At 74.3% G+C, this 20,305-nt stretch carries 6 protein-coding genes (1 of these 6 cut by a window edge); 5 read left to right on the forward strand and 1 reads right to left on the reverse strand.

The window, feature by feature from the left end; all coding sequences use genetic code 11:
* On the forward strand, window positions 1-13,774 hold the 3' portion of the coding sequence (locus OG245_RS35675; RefSeq protein WP_371627473.1) for an amino acid adenylation domain-containing protein. It extends 1,721 nt beyond the left edge of the window; the window shows 13,774 of its 15,495 coding nt (coding positions 1,722-15,495); the start codon falls outside the window, past its left edge; its stop codon occupies window positions 13,772-13,774.
* A 70-nt stretch (window positions 13,775-13,844) separates the two neighbouring features.
* On the opposite strand, the gene OG245_RS35680 is transcribed toward OG245_RS35675, so the two are convergent.
* Window positions 13,845-14,834: an ABC transporter substrate-binding protein gene (locus OG245_RS35680; protein ID WP_371627474.1), complete on the reverse strand. Its 990-nt coding sequence runs from the start codon at window positions 14,832-14,834 to the stop codon at window positions 13,845-13,847.
* Window positions 14,835-14,975: 141 nt separating this feature from the next.
* Here OG245_RS35680 and OG245_RS35685 point away from each other — a divergent pair, with 141 nt between their 5' ends.
* From OG245_RS35685 to OG245_RS35700, 4 genes are read left to right on the forward strand one after another with little or no spacing between them, the layout of a single operon-like run.
* Window positions 14,976-15,773 (forward strand): siderophore-interacting protein, encoded by a 798-nt coding sequence (locus OG245_RS35685; RefSeq protein WP_371627475.1) that lies wholly within the window; start codon window positions 14,976-14,978, stop codon window positions 15,771-15,773.
* 8 nt (window positions 15,774-15,781) lie between these two features.
* Entirely contained in the window at window positions 15,782-16,666 is an 885-nt protein-coding gene (locus OG245_RS35690) for an alpha/beta fold hydrolase (protein WP_371627476.1), read from the forward strand.
* The gene (locus OG245_RS35695) at window positions 16,663-18,381 is read left to right on the forward strand and encodes an ABC transporter ATP-binding protein (RefSeq protein ID WP_371627477.1); all 1,719 of its coding nucleotides are present in this window, start codon (window positions 16,663-16,665) and stop codon (window positions 18,379-18,381) included. The genes OG245_RS35690 and OG245_RS35695 overlap by 4 nt, the downstream gene beginning before the upstream one ends.
* The gene (locus OG245_RS35700; protein ID WP_371627478.1) at window positions 18,374-20,095 is read left to right on the forward strand and encodes an ABC transporter ATP-binding protein; all 1,722 of its coding nucleotides are present in this window, start codon (window positions 18,374-18,376) and stop codon (window positions 20,093-20,095) included. Before OG245_RS35695 ends, OG245_RS35700 begins: the two co-directional genes overlap by 8 nt.
* The last annotated feature ends 210 nt before the right edge of the window (window positions 20,096-20,305 follow it).

Below are 20,305 nucleotides of genomic sequence, written 5' to 3' on the forward strand. Positions count from 1 at the left end.
CTCCGGCACCGACCACACCGCCTGGTCCGGCGACGCGACCGTCATCGCGACCGACCGGCTGCCCGAAGACCTGCCCGACCACAACCCCACCGACGCCGACCGCCGGGCACCCCTGCGCCTGCACAACGGCGCCTACCTCATCCACACCTCCGGCTCCACGGGCCGGCCCAAGGGCGTCCTCGTCGAACACCGTCCGCTCGTCGACCTCATCGCCTGGTCCCACGCCCGCTTCGCCACCCGGCCCGGCGACCGGGTCACCCAGTTCGCGTCCCCCAGCTTCGACGTCACCCTCGCCGAACTCGCCAACTCCCTGTTCTCCGGCGCCACTCTGGTGATCGTCCCGGAGGAGGACCGTGCCGGAGCACCGCTCGCCGACTTCCTGAACCGGGCCGCCATCACCCTGGCCGTGATCCCGCCGACCGTCGTCGCCTCCCTGCCGCTCGACGCCACCCTCCCCGAGGACATGGCCCTCGTCGTCGGCACCGAGGCGCTGCCCCCCGAGGTCGTCCGCGCCTGGGCGGACCGGCACCGCCTGTTCAACGCCTACGGGCCCACCGAGGCCGTGGTGAACTCCGCCACCTGGGAGGTTCCGGCCGCATGGACCGGCGGCCCCGTCCCGATCGGCCCCCCGGACGTCAACAAGCGCGCCTACGTCCTCGACGACGCCCTGCGGCCGGTCGCCCCCGGCGTCCTGGGCGAGCTGTACATCGGCGGGCCCGGCCTCGCCCGCGGCTACCTCGGGCGTCCGCGGATCACCGCCGACCGCTTCGTCGCCGACCCGTTCGGCGAGCCCGGAACCCGCATGTACCGCACGGGGGACCTGGCCCGCTGGAACGAACGCGGCGAGCTGGAGTACGCGGGCCGCACCGACCACCAGCTGAAGATCCGCGGCTTCCGCGTCGAACCCGGCGAGGTCGAGGCCCGCCTCACCGCCCACCCCGCCGTCGCCCGGGCCGTCGTCACCGGCCACACCGACCACCGGGGCGTCCGCCGGCTCGTCGCCCACGCCGTCCCCGCCCCGGGCGACGCACCGCGACCGGCGGACCTCGTCGCCTGGGCCGCCGAGGTCCTGCCCGACCACATGGTCCCCGCGGCGGTCGTGCTCCTGGACGCACTGCCGCTCACCGCGGCGAACAAGACCGACCGATCCGCCCTGCCCGCACCCGACTTCACCGCCGACGGCGAGGGCACCGCCCCGCGCACCGACCGGGAGAAGGAACTCGCCGACCTCTTCGCCGACATCCTCCACGTGCCCGAAGTCGGTGTCGGGACCAGCTTCTTCGCGCTCGGCGGCGACAGCATCTCCGCCATCCAGCTCGTCGGGGCCGCCCGCCGCCGGGGCCTCAGGTTCAGCCCCCGTGACGTCTTCGAACGGCGTACGGTCGAGCAACTCGCCGCCCTCGCCCGTACGGTGGACGATACCGCGGCCCCCGCCGAGCGCACCGCGCGCAGCGCCCCGCTCACCCCCGTCCTGCGCTGGCTGGTGGAGCGCGGCGGGCCCATCGCCGACTACCACCAGTCCACCGTCCTGCACACCCCGGCCGGTGCGACCGCCGCACAGCTCACCGCCGGACTGGGGCGCGTCCTCGACCACCACGACGTCCTACGGGCCCGGCTCACCGACCGCACCCTGGAGATCCCCGCCCCCGACGGGGAAACCGGCCCGTCGCCGCTGACCCGGGTCGACGCCGTCGAGACGGCCGACGCGGACCTGCTGCCGACCCTGCGCACCCACGCCCGCGAAGCCGCCCGGCTGCTCGACCCGTACACGGGGACCATGGTCCGCGCCGTCTGGCTGGACGCCGGGCCGGACCGGGGCGGACTGCTCGCCCTGCTGATCCACCACGCGGTCGTCGACGGCGTCTCCTGGCGCGTCCTCACCCAGGACCTGGCCGTCTCCCTCGAAGCGGCACGCCACGGCCGCACCGCCGAACTCCCGGCGGTGGAGACCTCCTTCGCCGACTGGGCCCACGGTCTTCAGCGGGCGGCACTCGCTCCCGAGCGGGTCGCCGAGGCCGCGCACTGGACCGCCGTCCTCGGCGACGGGGGAGCGGCGCTGCCCGCCCTCGACCCGGCCCGGGACACCCTCGCCACCGTGACCACCGTCCCGGTCGAGCTCACGCCCGAGCACACCCTGCCCCTCCTCACCGTCCTGCCCGAGCGCTTCCACACCGGCCCCGACGCCTTCCTGGTCACCGCCCTCGCCCTCGCCCTCGCGGCCTGGCGCGGCGACACCGAACCGGTCGTCGTGGACATCGAGGGCCACGGGCGCGCCGACCACCTGGTGCCCGCCGCGGAACTGTCGCGCACCGTCGGCTGGTTCACCTCGGTGCACCCCGTCCGCCTGGACCTGGGCGGTCTCGGCACCCCGAGCGGCGACGGACTGACGGCCGCCCTCAAGCGGGTCAAGGAACAACTGCGGGCCGCACCCGACAACGGCCTCGGCTTCGGCCTGCTGCGCCACCTCCACCCCGACCTGAGCGACCGCCTCGCCGCCCTGCCCGAACCACGCATCGCCTACAACTACCTGGGCCGCTTCGGAGCGTCCGGCGCGACGGAGCAGGCCGGCGCGCCCGCCCCCTGGTCCCCGGCCCTGACCGGCTCCCTCGGCGGGGGAGCGGACGACGCGCTGCCCGCGGCCCACACCCTCACCCTCAACGCCTCCGTCGTGGACGGACCGGAGGGACCCGTACTCCAGGCAGGCTTCAGCTTCCCCGGGCGACTGCTGGAGACCGCCGAGGTCGAGCGCCTCGCCGCCCTCTGGACCACCGCCCTGCGGGACCTGGGCCGCCTGCCGGCCGACCCGGCGGCCGGCGGACACACCCCCGGCGACTTCCCCCTCGTCGAGGTCGACCAGCAGGAGATCGACGCCCTGGAGGCCCGAGCGCCCCTCGCCGACCTGCTGCCGCTCTCCCCGCTCCAGGCCGGGCTGTACTTCCTCGCCGGCCTCGGCGCGGAGGGCGACGGACCCGACGTCTACACCACCCAGACCGTCCTCGACATCGAGGGCGACCTCGACGCCGAGCGGCTGCGCAGGGCCGGACGCGCCCTCCTGGACCGCCACCCGAACCTCCGGGCCGGGTTCCTGGGCCGCCGGGGGGCCGACCCGCTCCAGGTCGTCCCCGCCGAGGCCGGGATCCCCGTGCACGCCTACGACCTCACCTCCCGAGACCTGACCGAGGGGCGGCGGCAGGGCCGGGCGCAGAACATCCTGGCGGCCGACCGGCGGCGGGGCTTCGACCTGACCACGCCGCCGCTCCTGCGGCTCACCCTCGTCCGGCTCGGCGAGCGCCGTCATCTGCTCGCGGTCACCTCCCACCACATCCTCCTCGACGGCTGGTCCGGACCCCTGCTCGTACGGGACCTGCTCGCCCTCTACCGGGGCGCTCCCGGCCCCGCCCCCCGCCCCTACCGCGACTACCTGCTCTGGCTGAACGGCCGCGACCGCGCGACGACCCGGGGCCTGTGGCAGGAGGCGCTCGCCGGGATCGACGGCCCCACCCGGCTCGTCCCGGAAGCCGCGGCGATGCCCGCGGGCACGCCCGAACGCGTCGACGTCCCGCTGCCGGACGACCTGGTCGCCCGCGTCCACGCCTTCGCCCGCGCCCACGACGTCACCGTCAGCACCGTGCTCCAGAGTGCCTGGGGCCTGCTGCTGGGCCGGCTCACCGGCCGCACCGACGTCACGTTCGGCGTCACCGTCTCGGGGCGCCCCGCCGACCTCGACGGCTCGCACGACATGATCGGCCTGTTCATCAACACCGTGCCCTCCCGGGTCACCCCGCGCCCCGACCAGACCCTCGCCGCCATCGCGCGACAACTGAGCGCACAGCAGGCGTTGCTGATGGATCATCAGTACGAGCCGCTGGCCGAGCTCCAGCGTCTCGCCGGGCACCGCGAACTCTTCGACACCCTCGTCCTCTTCGAGAACTTCCCGGTCGACGCCGAGCAGTTGCGCCGCACCGAGGAGGCCGCCGGACTCCTGGTCACCGGAGCCCGCGGGCACGACGCCACCCACTACCCGCTGGTCCTGGTCGCCCTGCCCGGCCGCGACCGCCTCGCACTCGCCCTGGACCACCGCCCCGAACTGCTCACCGCCGACGAGGTCGCCACCATCGGCGCACAGCTGCTGTCCGTCCTGGAACAGCTCGTCGACCACCCCGACAGCACCGCGTGCACCGTCCTGCCCGCCCTCGCGGAACCGGCCCGGCTCGACGGGCCCGCCCGCACCATCACCCCGCTCGGCCTCACCGGACGCTTCCTGAGCCGGGCCGCCGAGACCCCCGACGCGACCGCGCTGATCGCGGGCGACGAGGAGTGGAGCTACGCCGGCCTCGCCGCCCGGGTCACCGCCGTCGCCGGACGGCTGCGGGACCTGGGAGCCCGCCCCGAACGGCTGATCGCCGTCGCGCTGCCCCGGAGCGCCGACCTGGTCGCCGTCCTGCTCGCGGTCTCCGCCACCGGAGCGGCGTACGTCCCCGTCGACCCGGACTTCCCGGCCGACCGCGTCGCCTACCTCCTGGAGGACTCCGACCCGCTGCTGGTGATCCGCCCCGGCCACCCCGTCCTCGCCCCGGGACCCCACGAAGGACCCCGCACCGAACTGCCCGGCACCGCGCCCGATCCCGAAACGACCGCGTACGTCATCCACACCTCCGGTTCCACCGGGAACCCCAAGGGCGTGGTCGTCACCCACCGGGCCCTCGCCAACCTCCTCGACGCGATCGCGGAGACCCTCGGCTCAGGCCCCGGAGACCGGCTCCTGGCCGTCACCACCGTCAGCTTCGACATCGCGGCCCTGGAACTGTTCGTGCCGCTCGTCACCGGGGCCGCCGTCGTCCTCGCCCAGCGGGAGGAGGTCCTGGACCCGCTGCTCCTGTCCGGCCTCGCCGAGCGCACCGGCGCCACCCACCTCCAGGCCACCCCCTCCCTGTGGCGCGGCATCATCGACGCCGCCCCGGGGCTGCTGGACGGCCTCTGCGTCCTCAGCGGCGGCGAGCCGCTGCCCGCCGACCTCGCCGACCGGCTCGCCACCGGGGGAGCGCGGCTGCTCAACCTCTACGGGCCGACCGAGACCACCATCTGGTCCACCGTCGCCGACCTCGCCCCCGACGGCGGAACCCCGCACGTCGGACACGCCCTGCGCAACACCACCCTGCGCGTCCTCGACACCTGGCTGCGGCCCGTGCCGCCCGGCGTGCCCGGCGAGCTGTACATCGGCGGCGCCGGTCTCGCCCGCGGCTACCTCGGCCGGGGCGCGCTGACCGCCTCCCGGTTCACCGCCGACCCGTTCGGCGCACCCGGCAGCCGGATGTACCGCACGGGCGACCTGGCCCGCCTCCAGGCCGACGGCACCCTGTGCGTCCTCGGCCGCACCGACCACCAGCTGAAGGTGCGCGGCCACCGCGTCGAGCCCGGCGAGATCGAGACCGTCCTGCGGGGCCACCCCGAGGTCACCGACACCGTCGTCGTCGGCCTGCCCGACACCGGCGGCTCCGTGCGCCTGGTCGCCTACGTCACCGGCGCCGCCACCGGGCTGCGCCCCTACCTCGCACAACGGCTGCCCGAGCACCTCGTCCCCTCGGTGGTCATGCGGCTCCCCGCCCTGCCCCTCACCCCCAACGGCAAGGTCGACCGGGCGGCCCTGCCCGCACCCCAGGCCTCCGGAGGGGAGCGGGCCCGCGCGCCCAGGGACGCCCGCGAGGCAGTCCTCGGGGAGCTGTTCGCCGACGTCCTCGGCCTCGACCGCGCCGGGCCCGACGACGACTTCTTCCACCTCGGCGGACACTCGCTGCTCGCCATGCAGCTCGCCAACCGGCTCCGCTCCACCCTCGGCACCGAGGTCGCCCTGCGCGACATCTTCGAGCACCCCACCCCGGCCGCACTCGCCAGGACCGTGCTGCCGCGCCCGGCCGCCCGCACCGCCCCGGCACGCCGCGAACGACGCCCCGGCGAGAGCATCCCGCTGTCGTTCGCGCAGAGCCGCCTGTGGTTCCTGCACCGCCTGGACGGCCCCAGCGCCACGTACAACCTGTTCATCGTGGTCCGCCTGGGCGGAGAGCTGGACCGGGAGGCACTGCGGCTGGCCGTCGGCGACGTCGTCGCCCGCCACGAGAGCCTGCGCACGGTCTACCCGGACGCCGACGGACTGCCCCACCAGAGCATCCTCGACGAGGAGAGCGCCCGCGCCGCCTGCGACCTGTCCCTCACCGAGATCGCCGACGTCGCCGAGGCCGATCTCGAAGAGGCGCTGCGGGCCCGGGTGACGCGGCCCATCGACATCATCGAGGAGATCCCGCTCAGGGCGCAGCTCCTGGACACCGGGACCGACCACGTCCTCGCCCTGACCCTGCACCACATCGCCGGGGACGAATGGTCGATGCGCCCCCTCGTCGACGACCTGCGCACCGCCTACACCGCACGCGTCACCGGCACCGACCACGACTGGCAGCCGCTCCCGGTCGACTACGCGGACTACGCGCTCTGGCAGCGCGACGTCCTCGGCGAGCTGACCGACCCCACCAGCCAGGTCGCCCGCCAGGCCGCCTTCTGGGAGCGCACGCTCGCCGGATCGCCCGACGAACTCGCCCTGCCCTACGACCGGCCCCGCCCCGCCGAGGAGACCCACGAGGGGGCCACCGTCACCTTCGCCGTCGACCCGGCGGTCCACGCCGACCTGCGGAGCCTCGCCGCCCGCAACGGCACCAGCGTCTTCATGGCGGTCCAGGCGGCCCTGGCCGTCCTCCTCTCCGCGCACGGGGCGGGCACCGACATCCCCCTCGGCACCCCAGTCGCCGGCCGCACCGACGAGAAGTTCGACGACCTCATCGGCTTCTTCGTCAACACCCTCGTCCTGCGCACCGACCTGAGCGGCCGCCCCACCTTCCACGAACTGCTCACCCGGGTCCGGGACACCGACCTGGCCGCCTTCGACCACGCCGACCTGCCCTTCGAGCAGCTCGTCGACATCGTCGCCCCCGAGCGCACCCTCGCCCGCAACCCGCTCTTCCAGGTGCTGCTGGTCTTCCAGAACATCTCCGAGGACACCTTCACCCTGCCCGGCCTCGACGTCACCCCGGTCAGCGCGGACCCCGGAGTCGCCAAGCTGGACCTCCAGTTCACCCTCGCCGAGCGCCCCGACGGGGCCGGGATCAACGGCATGCTGATCTACCAGACCAGCCTCTTCGACCACGCCACCGCCCAGGCCCTGGCCGACCGTTACGTCACCCTCCTCGCCGCCCTGGTCGCCCGCCCCGAACTCCCCGTGCACCGGGCCGCCGTGCTCAGCGCCCCGCAACGGGCCCGGGTGCTCGCGGCGTCCTCCGGCGAGGAGCGGCCCCTGCCGGACGCGCCCCTGCCGCGGCTCCTCGCCGAGCGGTACGCCGCCGGGGCGTCCGTACCCGCCCTGATCGACGCCGGGAACAGCCTCTCGTACGGGGAGTTCGACCGGCGCGTGGGGCGGCTCGCCGCCCTCCTCCGGGACCGGGGCGTCGGCCCCGAGACACGCGTCGCCGTGGCCCTGCCCCGGAGCAGCGACCTCGTCGTGGCCCTGCACGCCGTGCAGCGCGCGGGCGGAGCCTATGTGCCCCTCGACCCCGACCACCCGGCCGACCGCGTCGCCCACATGCTCGCCGACGCCGGCCCGCGCCTCCTGATCACCCTGACCGCGCTGCGGGAGAAGCTGCCCGTCCCCGACGGCCTCGCCGTGCTGGCCACGGACGCCCCGGACGTACGGGCCGAACTGGACGGGGCCGCACCGGTCGGCGTCCACCCCGGGCTGCGCGGCGAGCACGCCGCGTACGTCCTCTACACCTCCGGCTCCACCGGCCGGCCCAAGGCCGTCGTCATCACCCACACCGCCCTCGTCAACCGGCTCCGCTGGATGGCGGACCACTTCCCGTTCGGGCCCGAGGACCGCGTCCTCCAGAAGACGCCCGCCGGATTCGACGTCTCCGTATGGGAGTTCTTCCTGCCGATGCTCACCGGGTCGACCCTCGTGGTCCTGCCCGACGGGCTCCACCGCGACCCCGCCGAGGTCGCGGAGGCGGTCGTCCGGCACGGCGTCACCACCGTGCACTTCGTCCCCTCGATGCTGGCCGCGTTCGCCGCAGAACCCCGCGCCGCCGAATGCACCGGACTGCGCCGGATCATCGCGAGCGGCGAGGCGCTCTCCGCAGCCCTGGCCCGGACGGTGCGCGACGTCCTGCCCGGCGCGAGCCTGCACAACCTGTACGGGCCCACCGAGGCGGCCATCGACGTCACCGCCTGGGAGGCCACCGGAGAGCCGGGCGGCAGCGTGCCCATCGGCCGCCCCGTCCACAACACCGGCACCTACGTCCTGGACGCCGGACTGCGCCCCGTCCCGGACGGTGTCACCGGCGAGCTGTACCTGAGCGGCCCGCAGCTCGCCCGCGGCTACCTCGGCCGGCCCGCCCTCACCGCCGACCGCTTCGTCGCCCACCCGTTGGGCGCCCCCGGTGAACGCCTCTACCGCACCGGCGACCTCGTACGCCGACGGGCGGACGGAGCCCTCGTCTACCTCGGCCGGACCGACGGGCAGATCAAGCTGCGCGGCCTGCGCGTCGAACTCGGCGAGATCGAGGCCGTCATCGCCGAAGAACCGCACGTGGCCGCCTCGGCCGTCGTCCTGCGCGAGGACATCCCCGGACGACCGGTTCTCACCGGCTACCTCGTCCCCGCCGGCGGCACGGAAGCGCCCGACACCGGGGAGATCACCGAGCGCATCGCCCGACGGCTCCCCGACCACATGGTCCCCACCGCCCTGATCACCCTGGACGCCCTGCCGCTCACCTCCAGCGGCAAGCTCGACCGCACCGCCCTGCCCGCACCCGACCTCGCCGCCACAGCCACCGCCATCGCCCCGCGCGGGATCCGGGAGGCGGTGCTCACCGCGCTCTTCGCCGAACTGCTCGGCATTCCGGCCGCCGGGGCCGAGGACAGCTTCTTCGCCCTAGGCGGCGACAGCATCCTCTCCATCCAACTGGTCGCCCGCGCCCGCAAGGCCGGAATGACCCTCACCCCCCGGGACGTCTTCGAGCACAGGACGCCCGCCGCGCTCGCCCGCGCCGCCGCGACCGCCGGGCCCGCCTCCGTACCCCGGCTTGACCCCGCCGGGCGGGCCCCGCTCACCCCGATCATGCGATGGGCGCTCCAGCACGGACCGGTCGACGGGCTCCACCAGTACGCCCACCTCGTCACCCCGCCGGAGGCCACCCACGCCACCCTGACCGCCGCGATCACCCGACTGATGGGCCGCCACCCGATGCTGCGGGCCGCACTGGTGGGGGAGCCGGGCAACCAGGCCCTGCACATCCCCGGCCCCGCCGACCCGCCCGCCGAACCGGTGCTGCTCCCCGTGGACGCGGGAGCGGAGAGCGCGGAGCGGGCGGCCGAGCTGACCGCCGCCCTGGCCGCCGAAGCCGTCGACCAGCTGGACCCGGCCGCGGGCGAGCTGGTCCGGGCGGTCTGGTGCGACCGGGGCCCCGGCCGCGGCGGGCGCCTCGTCCTGGTCGTCCACCACCTCGCCGTCGACGGGGTCTCCTGGCGGATCCTCACCGCCGACCTCGCCGCGGCCCACGACGACGTCCTCGCCGGAAACCCGCCCGCCCCGCCCGGCGGCTCCACCTCCTTCCGGCAGTGGGCCCTGGGGCTCGCCGACGCCGCGACCGCCCCGGCCCGCCGCGCCGAGGCCCCAGCCTGGCGGGCCCGCGAGGAGCGCGACGCCCCCGCCCTCGGGGCCCGCCCCCTCGACCCGGCCCTCGACACCCAGGAGACCGTCGCCCACCTCGAACGCACCCTGGACCCCGACCTCACCCGGGCCCTGATCACCCGCGTCCCCGCCGCCGTCCACGGCTCCGTCCACGACGTCCTCGTGGCCGCCGCCGCCCTCGCGCTGGCCCGCTGGCGCCGGGAACGCGTCCAGCGGGCCGGGCACGACGTGATCGCCGTCGAGGGCCACGGGCGCGAGGAGAACGTCGTGCCGGGAGCCGAACTGTCCACCACCGTCGGGTGGTTCACCAGCTGGTACCCCGTCGCACCGGACCTTTCCGCACCGGACCTTTCCGCACCGGACCTTTCCGCACCGGAGCTGTCCTCTCCGGCAGGGACGGCCGGTGCCGAGGCCCTCCGCGCCCTGATGGCAGTCAAGGAGCACCTGAGGGAGACCCCCGACCAGGGGATCGGCCACGGGCTGCTCCACCACCTGGACGACCCGGCCGGGCCCTCCCGCACCCCCGAGATCGTGCTCAACTACCTCGGCCGCTTCCCCGGGCCCGACGGCACGGCCGGCGACACCGAACCGGCCGCCTGGTCGCCCGCCCCGGAGGCGCTCCCCGCCCTGCGTCCGGCCCGCAACGCTCCCCCCGTGCTCTTCCCGCTGGAGATCATCTCCTCCACCGTGGACGGCCCGGACGGACCGAGGCTCGCCACCCGGTGGACGTACGCCACCGGCATCCTCGACGCCCACGACACCGAACGCCTGCTGGACCTGTGGTGCGAGGCGCTGAACACCCTCGCCGACGCACCCTCCCACCCCGCCCACACCCCGTCCGACTTCCCCCTCGTACGACTGGACCAGCGACAGGTCGACGCGCTCCAGGAGCGGTCGCCCGCACTCAGCGACGTCTGGCCGCTCACCCCGCTCCAGGAAGGGCTGTACGCTCTCACCCACCTCGCGGGCGACGACATCGACGTCTACACCATGCAGCTCTCCCTGCGCCTCACCGGCGACCTCGACCCGGCCGCCCTGCGCCGCGCCGCGGCCGCCCTGCTCGACCGCAACCCCGGTCTGCGCACCGCTTTCGTCAGCGCGGGGAGCCGTCCCGTACAGACCGTGCTCGACGACGTGGTCCCCGACTGGTCCGAGAACGACCTGCGCCCCGAGCCCGCCGACGCCCGCGAGGAGAGGCTGCGGGCGCTCGCCGAGGACGACCGCACCCGGCCCTTCGACCTCACCGCGCCGCCGCTGCTGCGCCTGCGGCTGGTGCGCACCGGGGAGCGGGAACACGCCCTGCTGGTCACCAACCACCACGCGATCCTCGACGGCTGGTCGGTGCCGGTCCTGATCCAGGAACTGCTGTCGCTGTACGCCTCCCTCACCGGCCCCGCCGAACCCCCGGCCCGGCGACGGTCGTTCCGGGACTTCCTGGCCTGGCGCACCGTCCAGGACGAGCGGGCCGCCCAGGACGCCTGGCGCACCGCACTGGACGGGATCACGGAGCCGACGCTCATCGCCCCCGCCGACCCCGGCAGGCGCCCCGCCCTCTCCGACCGGATCCCGCACCGGCTCGACGCGCCCCTGCGCGAACGGCTCCAGACGCTCGCCAGGAGCGCCGACGTCACCCTCAACACGGTGGTCCAGTTCGCCTGGGGCCTGCTGCTCGCCCGCCACACCGGGCGCGAGGACGTCGTCTTCGGGGCCACCGTCTCCGGACGGCCACCGGAGATCGAGGACGTCGAGAGCATGACCGGCCTCTTCATCAACACCCTCCCGGTCCGCGTCGACCTGCGCGCGGGCGGCACCGTACGCCAGGCCCTGGCGCGGCTCCAGGCCGAACAGGCGAAGCTCTCCGCCCACCAGCACCTGGGCCTGGCCGACATCCAGCGGAGCGCCGGAGCGGGCGAACTCTTCGACACCCTCCTGGTGTTCGAGAACTACTTCGTCGACGGGGAAGGGCTGCGCCGCGCCGAGCGGTCCGGGGAACTCACCGTCACCGGCAGCGAGCACACCGACGCCACCCACTATCCGCTGACCCTCGCCGTCGTCCCCGGCGGACACCTCACCCTCGAATACCGGCCCGACCTCTTCGGGCCGGAGCAGGCGGCCGCCCTGATGGGCCGGCTCACCCACCTGCTCGCCGAGATCGGCAGCCGCCCCGACACCCGCGTCCACCGCCTCCAGGCCCTCGCACCCCTGGAGCTCCGCCGCATCCTCGACGACTGGAACCCCGCACCCCGGCCCCACCCGGAGCAGACCCTGCCCGGCCTCTTCGCCGAGGCGGCCGCCGTCGACCCCGGGGCCCCGGCCCTGGTCTGCGGCGACCGGGTCCTGAGCTTCCACGACGTCACCGAGCGCGCCGCCCGCCTCGCCCACGAGCTGATCGCCCGGGGCGTCGGACCCGAGGACCTCGTGGCGCTGATGCTGCCGCGCACCGAGGAGATGCTCATCAGCATCCTGGCCGTGCACCAGGCCGGAGCCGCCTATCTGCCGCTGGACCCCGACTACCCGGCCGAACGCCTGACGTTCATGCTGGCCGACGCCTCACCCGCCGTCCTGCTCACCACCACCGCCCTCGCCGACCGCACCGGGCACCCGGCCACCGTGCTGCTCGACGACCCCGGGACGCGGGCGGCGCTCGCCGCCCGGTCCGGCCGGCCGCCCACCGACGCCGACCGGTCGCGCCCGCTGCGGCCGGAGAACCCGGCCTACCTCATCTACACCTCCGGCTCCACCGGCGTCCCCAAGGGGGTCGTGATCACCCACCGGGGCGTCGTGAACCTCTTCCACAGCCACCGCCGTGCCCTGTACGAGCCGGTCGTCGAGAGCACCGGCCGCTCCCGCCTGCACGTGGGGCACGCCTGGTCGTTCTCCTTCGACGCCTCCTGGCAGCCCCAGCTGTGGATGTTCCACGGCCACTGCGTCCATGTCCTGGCCGAGGACATCCAGCGCGACCCGGACCGGCTGCACCGCTATCTGCGGGACCACGCCATCGACTTCATCGAGGTCGCCCCCACCGTGCTCGCCCAGTTGGAGCAAGCCGGACTGACCGAGGGCGGCAGCTGCCCGCTGCCGCTGCTCGGCGTCGGCGGCGAGGCCGTCCCCGACAGCCAGTGGGCGCGGCTGCGGGAGCTGCCCGGCACCGACGTGGTCAACCTGTACGGCCCCACCGAAGGCACCGTGGACGCGATGGTCGCCCATGTCCGTGACAGCGAGAGCCAGTTGATCGGGCGACCGGTGGACAACGCCCGGATCCACCTGCTCGACGCGGGCCTGCGGCCCGTACCGCCGGGGGTGCCGGGGGAGATGTACCTCGCCGGGGCCGGGCTGGCCCGGGGCTACCGGGGCCGGGCGGCGCTCACCTCGGAACGCTTCGTCGCCGACCCGTTCGCCGCCGACGGCAGCAGGCTCTACCGGACGGGGGACCTGGCGCGCTGGACGGAGGACGGGGCGGTGGAGTTCCTCGGCCGGGTCGACGACCAGGTGAAGATCCGGGGCTTCCGGATCGAGCCGGGCGAGATCGAGACGGCCGCCGCCGCCCACCCGGACCTCTCCCGGGTGGTCGTCGTCGCCCGCGAGGACGACGGGGTGCGCCGCCTGGTCGCGTACGGGGTGCCCCGCCCCGGCACCGCCCCCGACCCGGTCGCGCTGCGGGCCTGGCTGGCGGAGCGGCTGCCCGGCCACCTCGTCCCCGCGGCGGTCGTGCTGCTGGCGGCGCTGCCGGTGACCGCCAACGCCAAGCTGGACCGGGACCGGCTGCCCGCCCCCGACTTCGGCGCCGCGGTCGGCGGCCGGGAGCCGTTGGGGGAGCGGGAGAGCGCGGTGTGCGCCGCCATGGCCCAGGTGCTCGCCCTGCCCCGGATCGGCGCCGACGACGACTTCTTCGCCCTCGGCGGCGACAGCATCGTCACGGTGCGCCTCGCCGGGCTCCTGCGGGACGGGGGCTGGGAGGCGGCTCCCCGGGACGTCTTCCGGCACCGCACCGCGGCCGGCCTCGCCGCCGGACTGCGGCGGCGGGACGCGAGCGACGGTGGCTGAACGGCCGCACCACGCACGAAGGCCCGTCGGCGGCACACGCCGCCGACGGGCCGAGAGGTCCTGCGGACCGCTACATCTTCTTGAGCATGCCCTCGATCTCGTCGACCGTGGCGATCGCGAAACTGTAGTTGGCCATCACGAAGTGCCGCGAGGGGAAGGCCCGCCCGGCCTTGACCGCGGGAACGCCCTTCCACAGTTTGTGGTCGAGCAACTGCTGGGTCGTGGGCGTGGCTCTGCCGTCGGCCTGCACCGAGTAGATCAGCGCGTCGCAGTCCTTGAGGACGTCCATCTCCTCGTAGCTCTTCGGTACGAAGCCCGCCTCCTTCTCGGGCAGCCCCGCCCCGATCTTCAGACCGACGTCGCGCATCACCGTGACCAGTGGCGTCCCCAGGAAGAACTTGCCGTTCGGGCCGCCGCTCAGCGGGGCCCACGTGGTGGTCTCGATCTGCTTCCGGTAGGCGGTTCTCACCTCCGTGATCCGGCGTTCGTACTCCTTCTTCTTCTCGGTCAGCAGGCTCTCCCGGTTGACCGCCTTCGCCAGCTTGGCGATCTGCTCGTTCCAGAACGCCCCGCTGGTGTGCCAGTCGTAGAACGCCACCGGAGCGATGGTCCTGAGCGGGGCCGACTTCTCCTTGTAGAACTGATCGATGATCAGGTCCGGCTTGAGAGCGGCTATCGCCTGGGAGTTGGGCGTGCCCGAGGCGCCGATCGTGTCGACGTCCTTGAGCTGCTCGTACACGTCCTTGGGCAGCAGCTGAGGGTTGGCGGCCCCGTCGGGAACGCCGACCGGGACCAGTCCGAGGTCGAGGAGCATCAGGGCGTCGTAGTTCTCCAGGACCACCACCCGCTCGGGCTTCTGCGGGACCTTCACGGTCCCGTTGTCCGTCTCCAGGCTGCGCGTCGCCGCACCGGCCGTCTCCTTGGAGCCGCCGTCCGAGGCCTTGTCGTCGGACTCGCTCACGCCACAGGCCGTCAGCCCTAACGCCGCCGCGGCACCCGTGAGTCCGCCGAGGACGCGCCTGCGCTCCACCGGACCGGACAAGACACGTGAACGTGCCATGTTCACTCCTTCGTTCAGAAACAGAGAGATCTTCCGGCAGCATCAGGACGCCACCAGAAGTAAGGTATGCCTAACCTATCGCTTCCGGGCAGGATTCAGGGAGCCGACCCATCCCGAACAGCAACGAGGAGTCCGCACGCCATGAGCACGGTCGCGACCGACACGCACCGAAACCGCAGGCCAGGGCGCATTCATGTGACCACCGTGCGCAGATCGCAACGCATCACCCCCGGCATGGTCCGGCTCACCCTGGGCGGTGACGACCTGTCGGAGTTCGTCAGCAACGGGAGCGATCAGCATGTCGCCCTCTACTTCTACGAGCCCGGCGTCGAACTGCCGCGCCCCTTCACCACCGAGGCCGCCCGGGCCCTGCTGCCCACCGCCAAACCGCGCCTGCGCCGCTACACCATCCGTGACCACCGCCCCGAACTCCACGAGGTCGACATGGACTTCGTGCTGCACGGACCCGACCAGCTCGCCTCCGGATGGGCCGAGCGGGTCCGGCCGGGCGACGAGGTGATCTGGTTCGGCCCGAGCCCCGCCTACCCGGTGGCCCCCGTCACCGACTGGACCCTCCTCCTGGGCGACGAGACGGCCCTGCCCGCCATCGGCGCGATCCTCGAAGAACTGCCCCCGGGCCACCGCGTCCTGGCCGCCGTCGAGGTCGCCGACCGGGCCGAGGAACAGCCCCTCCCCACCCGGGCCGACGCCACCGTCACCTGGCTCCACCGCCACGGCCGCGTCCACGGCGAACTCCTGCGCGAACACGCCACCGCCCTCCAACTCCCTGACGGCCGGGGGCGCGTGTGGGGCGGCGCGGAGCGCGGCGCCATGCGGGACCTGCGCCACCACTTCGTCCACGTCCGCGGCCTCGACCGCGCCGACACCCACCTGACCGCCTACTGGACCCAGGGCGAAACCCAGGACAGCGAGGTCTGACCCCCACCATGCCTTCCGCATCCCTCAACGGACTCGACCTCGTCTACGACGACACGGGCGGCGACGGCGAGCCCGTGGTGCTCGTCAACGGCACCGGCGCCACCCGTTCCGCCTGGCGCGCCCACCAGACGCCCGCCCTGGTCGCCGCGGGTTACCGGGTCATCGCCCCGGACAACCGAGGCATCCCGCCGAACGCCTTACCGCCCGGCGGCATCACCCTGGAGGCCATGGCGGCGGACCTGGCCGCGCTGATCGAGCACCTCGCGCTCCCGCCCTGCCGCGTCGTCGGCTTCTCCCTCGGCGCGTCGATCGTCGGCGAACTTCTCCTCACCCGGCCCGAACTCGTCGGCCAGGCCGTGCTGATGGCCGGCCGGGCCCGCGTCGACGCCTTCGGCGGCGCCGTCTCCAGCGCCGCCGCCGACCTGTACGACAGCGGGAACCCCGTCCCCGCCTCGCACCGGGCCGTCTTCCAGGCCCTGTGCTACCTGTCGCCCCACACCCTGCGCGACCCCGCCGCCGTACAGGACTGGCTGGACGTCTTCGCCTACGCCGAAGGAGCGACGGGCCCCGGCGTCCGCGCCCAGTACGAGGCCATGACCGGCGTCGACCAACTGCCCCGGTACGCGACGCTCGACGTGCCGCTCCTGTGCATCGGCTTCGCCGACGACGTCATGATCCCGGCGGCCGCATCCCGGGAGATCGCCGACACCGTCCCCGGAGCCCGCTACACCGAGCTCGAACGCTGCGGCCACTACGGTCATCTCGAACGCCCCGCGGAGGTCAACGCCGCCATGCTCGACTTCTTCGCCCGCCACCCCGCGGCGCAGCACCCCGCCGCCCCCGGCCGGGCCGTGCCCGCACCCGTATCCGTTTCCGGACGGGGTGCCGCGTGAACGCCACGGCCGAGCGACCGGGCCCGTACGAGCCCACCGCCCGCGACGGGCTGAGACTCCTCGCCGGCTGCCTCCGGGACCGCCCCTCCCTCGCCGCCCTCGCCGTGCTCGGCGGACTCGTCTACCAGCTCGCCCTGATCGCCCTGCCCTGGTTCATCGAACGCGCCGTCGACCAGGGCATCGTCCACGAGGACCGCTCCGCCCTGCTTTGCTGGTCCCTGGTCATCGTGGGCGCCGGCATCCTGGCCGCCCTCGCGGAAATGGTCCTCGGCTGGTACTCCACCCTCCTCGCCACCACCCAGGGCAACCGCCTCTACATCGCCCTGGCGGACCGGGTCTCACGCCTCGACACCCGGACCCTCGCCCGGTACGGGGAGGGCGACCTCGGCATGCGCGGTACCCGCGACGTGGACCTGGTCCGGAGCTGGCTCTCCGGCGTCGCCTCGTTCCTCACGGGCGTCACCGGCTTCGCCGTCATGATCGTCGCGATCATGCGGCTGGACCCGCTCCTCGCCCTGATCTGCCTCCTGTGCGTACCGCCCCTGGTGTGGATCAACACCTACTGGTTCCCCAAGCGGTTCGGCGCGGCCAACACCGCGCTCTCCGCCGCCCACGGCAGCCGCGCCGACGCCGTCGAGGAACTGCTCTCCGCCAGCGCCGCCGTACGCGGACTCGGCGGCGAGCCCGCCCTGGTGCGACGCCACCACGAGCGCAGCGCAGCGGTCACCGAGCACACCCTGATCACCGGCCGCGTCTCCGCCGGCTGGGCCGCCCTCTCGCCCTTCGTGCCCGCCCTCGCCATCGGCGCCGGCCTCGGCCTCGGCGGCATCGCCGTACTGCGCGGCACCATGTCCGTCGGCGGCATCGTCGCCTTCACCAGCTGGATGAGCATGCTCGTCCTGTGGGTCGGCGTCATCACCCTGCGGATCAGCCAGCTCAGCCAGGCCACCACCGCGGCCCGCCGCCTCCAGGACGTCCTGCTGCCGCACCCCACGGACCGGGCCCCGGGAACGGAGCCGCTGCCCGCGACCGGCGACCTCACCGCCGAGGGCGTGAGCCACAGCGCCGGCGGACACCCGATCCTGGCCCCGGTCGACCTCACCGTGCGCCCCGGCGAGCTGGTCGCCGTGACCGGCCCCACCGGCTCCGGCAAGACGACGCTCCTGAGAATCCTCGCCGGACTCCTCCCGCCCACCACCGGCACCGTGCGCTTCGGCGGCCTCCCGCTGGAGGAGGCCGACACCGCCGAGGTCCACGCCCGGCTCGGCTATGTGCCCCAGCGCCCCGTCACCGTCAGCGGAACCCTCGCCGACAACCTCCGCCTGGGCTCCGCCCACACGGACGACGAACTGCGCCACGCCTGCCGTACGGCCGCCCTCGACGACTACCTCGACGCGGCCCCCGACGGACTGGACACCCCCGTCGGCGAACGCGGCAGCACCCTCTCCGGCGGCCAGCTCCAACGCCTGGCCCTCGCCCGCGCCGTCCTGCGCAAGCCCCCCGTCCTCCTCCTCGACGACATCACCTCCGCGATCGACACGACCACCGAACGCACCCTGCTGGCCCGGCTCCGCGCCTGGTCCGGCGAGACCGCGATCGTCTGCGCCACCCACCGCGGCGGCTTCCTCGACGCGGCCGACCGCACCCTCACCCTCGCCCCGGCCCAGGCGGCCGCCCCCGACGACACGGAAGAGCGGGTGACCACCGGTGGCTGAGCACCAGCGCCTGACCGCGACCCCCGACCAGCGCCGCGTGCTGCGCCGGGCCTGGCCCCACATGCGGCCCGAGCGCCGGGGCATCACCCTCGCCCTGCTCGCCGGCGCAGCCGCGACCGCCACCACCGTCGCCGTGCCCGCCGTCATCGGCGCCGGCGTCGACCAGATCCTCCAGCGGGACCGTACCGGCCTCTTCACCGCCGTCGCCGCCCTCACCGTGCTGGCGCTGCTGCGGCTTCTCCTGTTCCGCCAGTCCGAACTGCTCCTCATCGCCGTCGGCGAACGCGTCGTCCGCGCCCTGCGCGAACTGGCCGTCACCCGGCTCTCCCGGGCACCGCTCCGTTTCCTCGAAGGACACCCCTCGGGCGACCTGCTCCGACGCACGACCACCGAGATCGCCGACCTCGCCAACTTCGTCCGCGGCCAGCTGCCCGACGTCCTCACCGTCGGCGCCTACCTCCTCTTCACGACCGTGCTGCTGCTCACCTACTCGCCGCTGCTCACCCTCGCCCTGGCCCTCGTGTTCGTCCCCGCCATCGTCTGCGTCCTGCGGCTGTTCAAGAAGGCCGCCAACCCGGCCTTCGCCGCCGAGGCCGCCGCCGCCGGCACCGTCGCCACGACCTACCGCGAGCTGGTGCAGTCCCGCGAGATGCTCCAGACCGGCGGTGGCATCGGCTTCTGGCGCGAGCGGTTCCTCGCGGACAACGAACGGCGCTACCGCGCGGCCCGGCGCAGCCAGCGCAGTCTGTTCCTGATCAGCCTCGCCCGTATCGTCCAGAGCCTCACGACGGCCGTGCTCCTGCTGGTCGGCGGCTGGCTCGCCGCCCGGGGCTCGATCAGCGTCGGCACGGTCGTCGTCTTCATCCTCGCCACCCGCCAGCTCTTCGACTCCGCCACCCAGGCGTCCAACCTCGTCGGACAGGTGCAGATCTCCCTCGTCGGCCTCGCCCGGCTGCTCGACCTGCTCACCACCACGGCCCCCCGGGCGGGGATCCACGCCCCCCGCCCGGCACCCGACGACGCCGGACAGGGCGGCCCGGTCACCGCCGAACGCGGCGTGCTGGAGATCGAGGACCTCCGCTACTCCTACGTGGCGGGCACCGAGGTCCTGGGAGGCATCTCCGTACGGGTGGAACCCGGCGAACGGGTCGGCCTCGTCGGCCCCACCGGCTCCGGCAAGACGACCCTCGCCAAACTGATGACCGGCCTCTACGCACCGGACAGCGGCACCGTCCGCTACGACGGCCACGACCTCGCCGCCCTCGCCCCCGCCGAACTCCGCCGCCGCATCGTCCTGATCCCGCAGCGCGTCCACATGATCGAGGGAACCCTCCTCGACAACCTCCGGCTGGTGCCGGGCGACCCCGACGAGCACAGCATCGCCGAAGCCGTCGAACGCCTGGGCCTCGCCGACTGGACCGGCTCACTCGACGGGGGCCTGCACACCGACCTCGGGCGCGGTACGGGCCGGCTCTCGGCCGGCGAACTCCAACTGATCGGCCTGGTCCGCGCGGCCCTCCTGGACCCGGCGGTCCTCGTCCTCGACGAGGCCACCGCCGACATCGACCCCGATACGGCGCGCACCCTGGAAACCGCGATCGACACCCTGCGCGCGGACCGCACCCTCATCGTCATCGCCCACCGCGAAGCGACCATCAAGCGGCTTGCCCGCATCATCCGCCTCGACGAGAACGCCCTGCTCGCCCACAACTGAGCCCGCGACCGGCGGCCCCGCACACCGGGCGCGGGGCCGCCTCCGTACGCACCGGACCTCCAGGCCCTGTCGTCGAGCTGCCGCCTGCCCAGCGGCGCCATGCACGTGCTCTCGCCGCACCGGGCACAGGCCCGAGTACGTCCCGTACGAGGACCAGCCCCCGGCACACCGGGAGCACGCACCTGACCCCGCAGGGCCGCCCTCCGGGCG

It is taken from the genome of Streptomyces sp. NBC_01116 (genome assembly GCF_041435495.1).
Taxonomy (GTDB): Bacteria; Actinomycetota; Actinomycetes; order Streptomycetales; family Streptomycetaceae; genus Streptomyces.

Bases quoted from the DNA above. Each gene is read 5' to 3' on its own strand.
- OG245_RS35680 (WP_371627474.1), bottom strand. From the start codon at position 14,834: ATGGCACGTTCACGTGTCTTGTCCGGTCCGGTGGAGCGCAGGCGCGTC.
- OG245_RS35685 (WP_371627475.1), top strand. From the start codon at position 14,976: ATGAGCACGGTCGCGACCGACACGCACCGAAACCGCAGGCCAGGGCGC.
- OG245_RS35690 (WP_371627476.1), top strand. From the start codon at position 15,782: ATGCCTTCCGCATCCCTCAACGGACTCGACCTCGTCTACGACGACACG.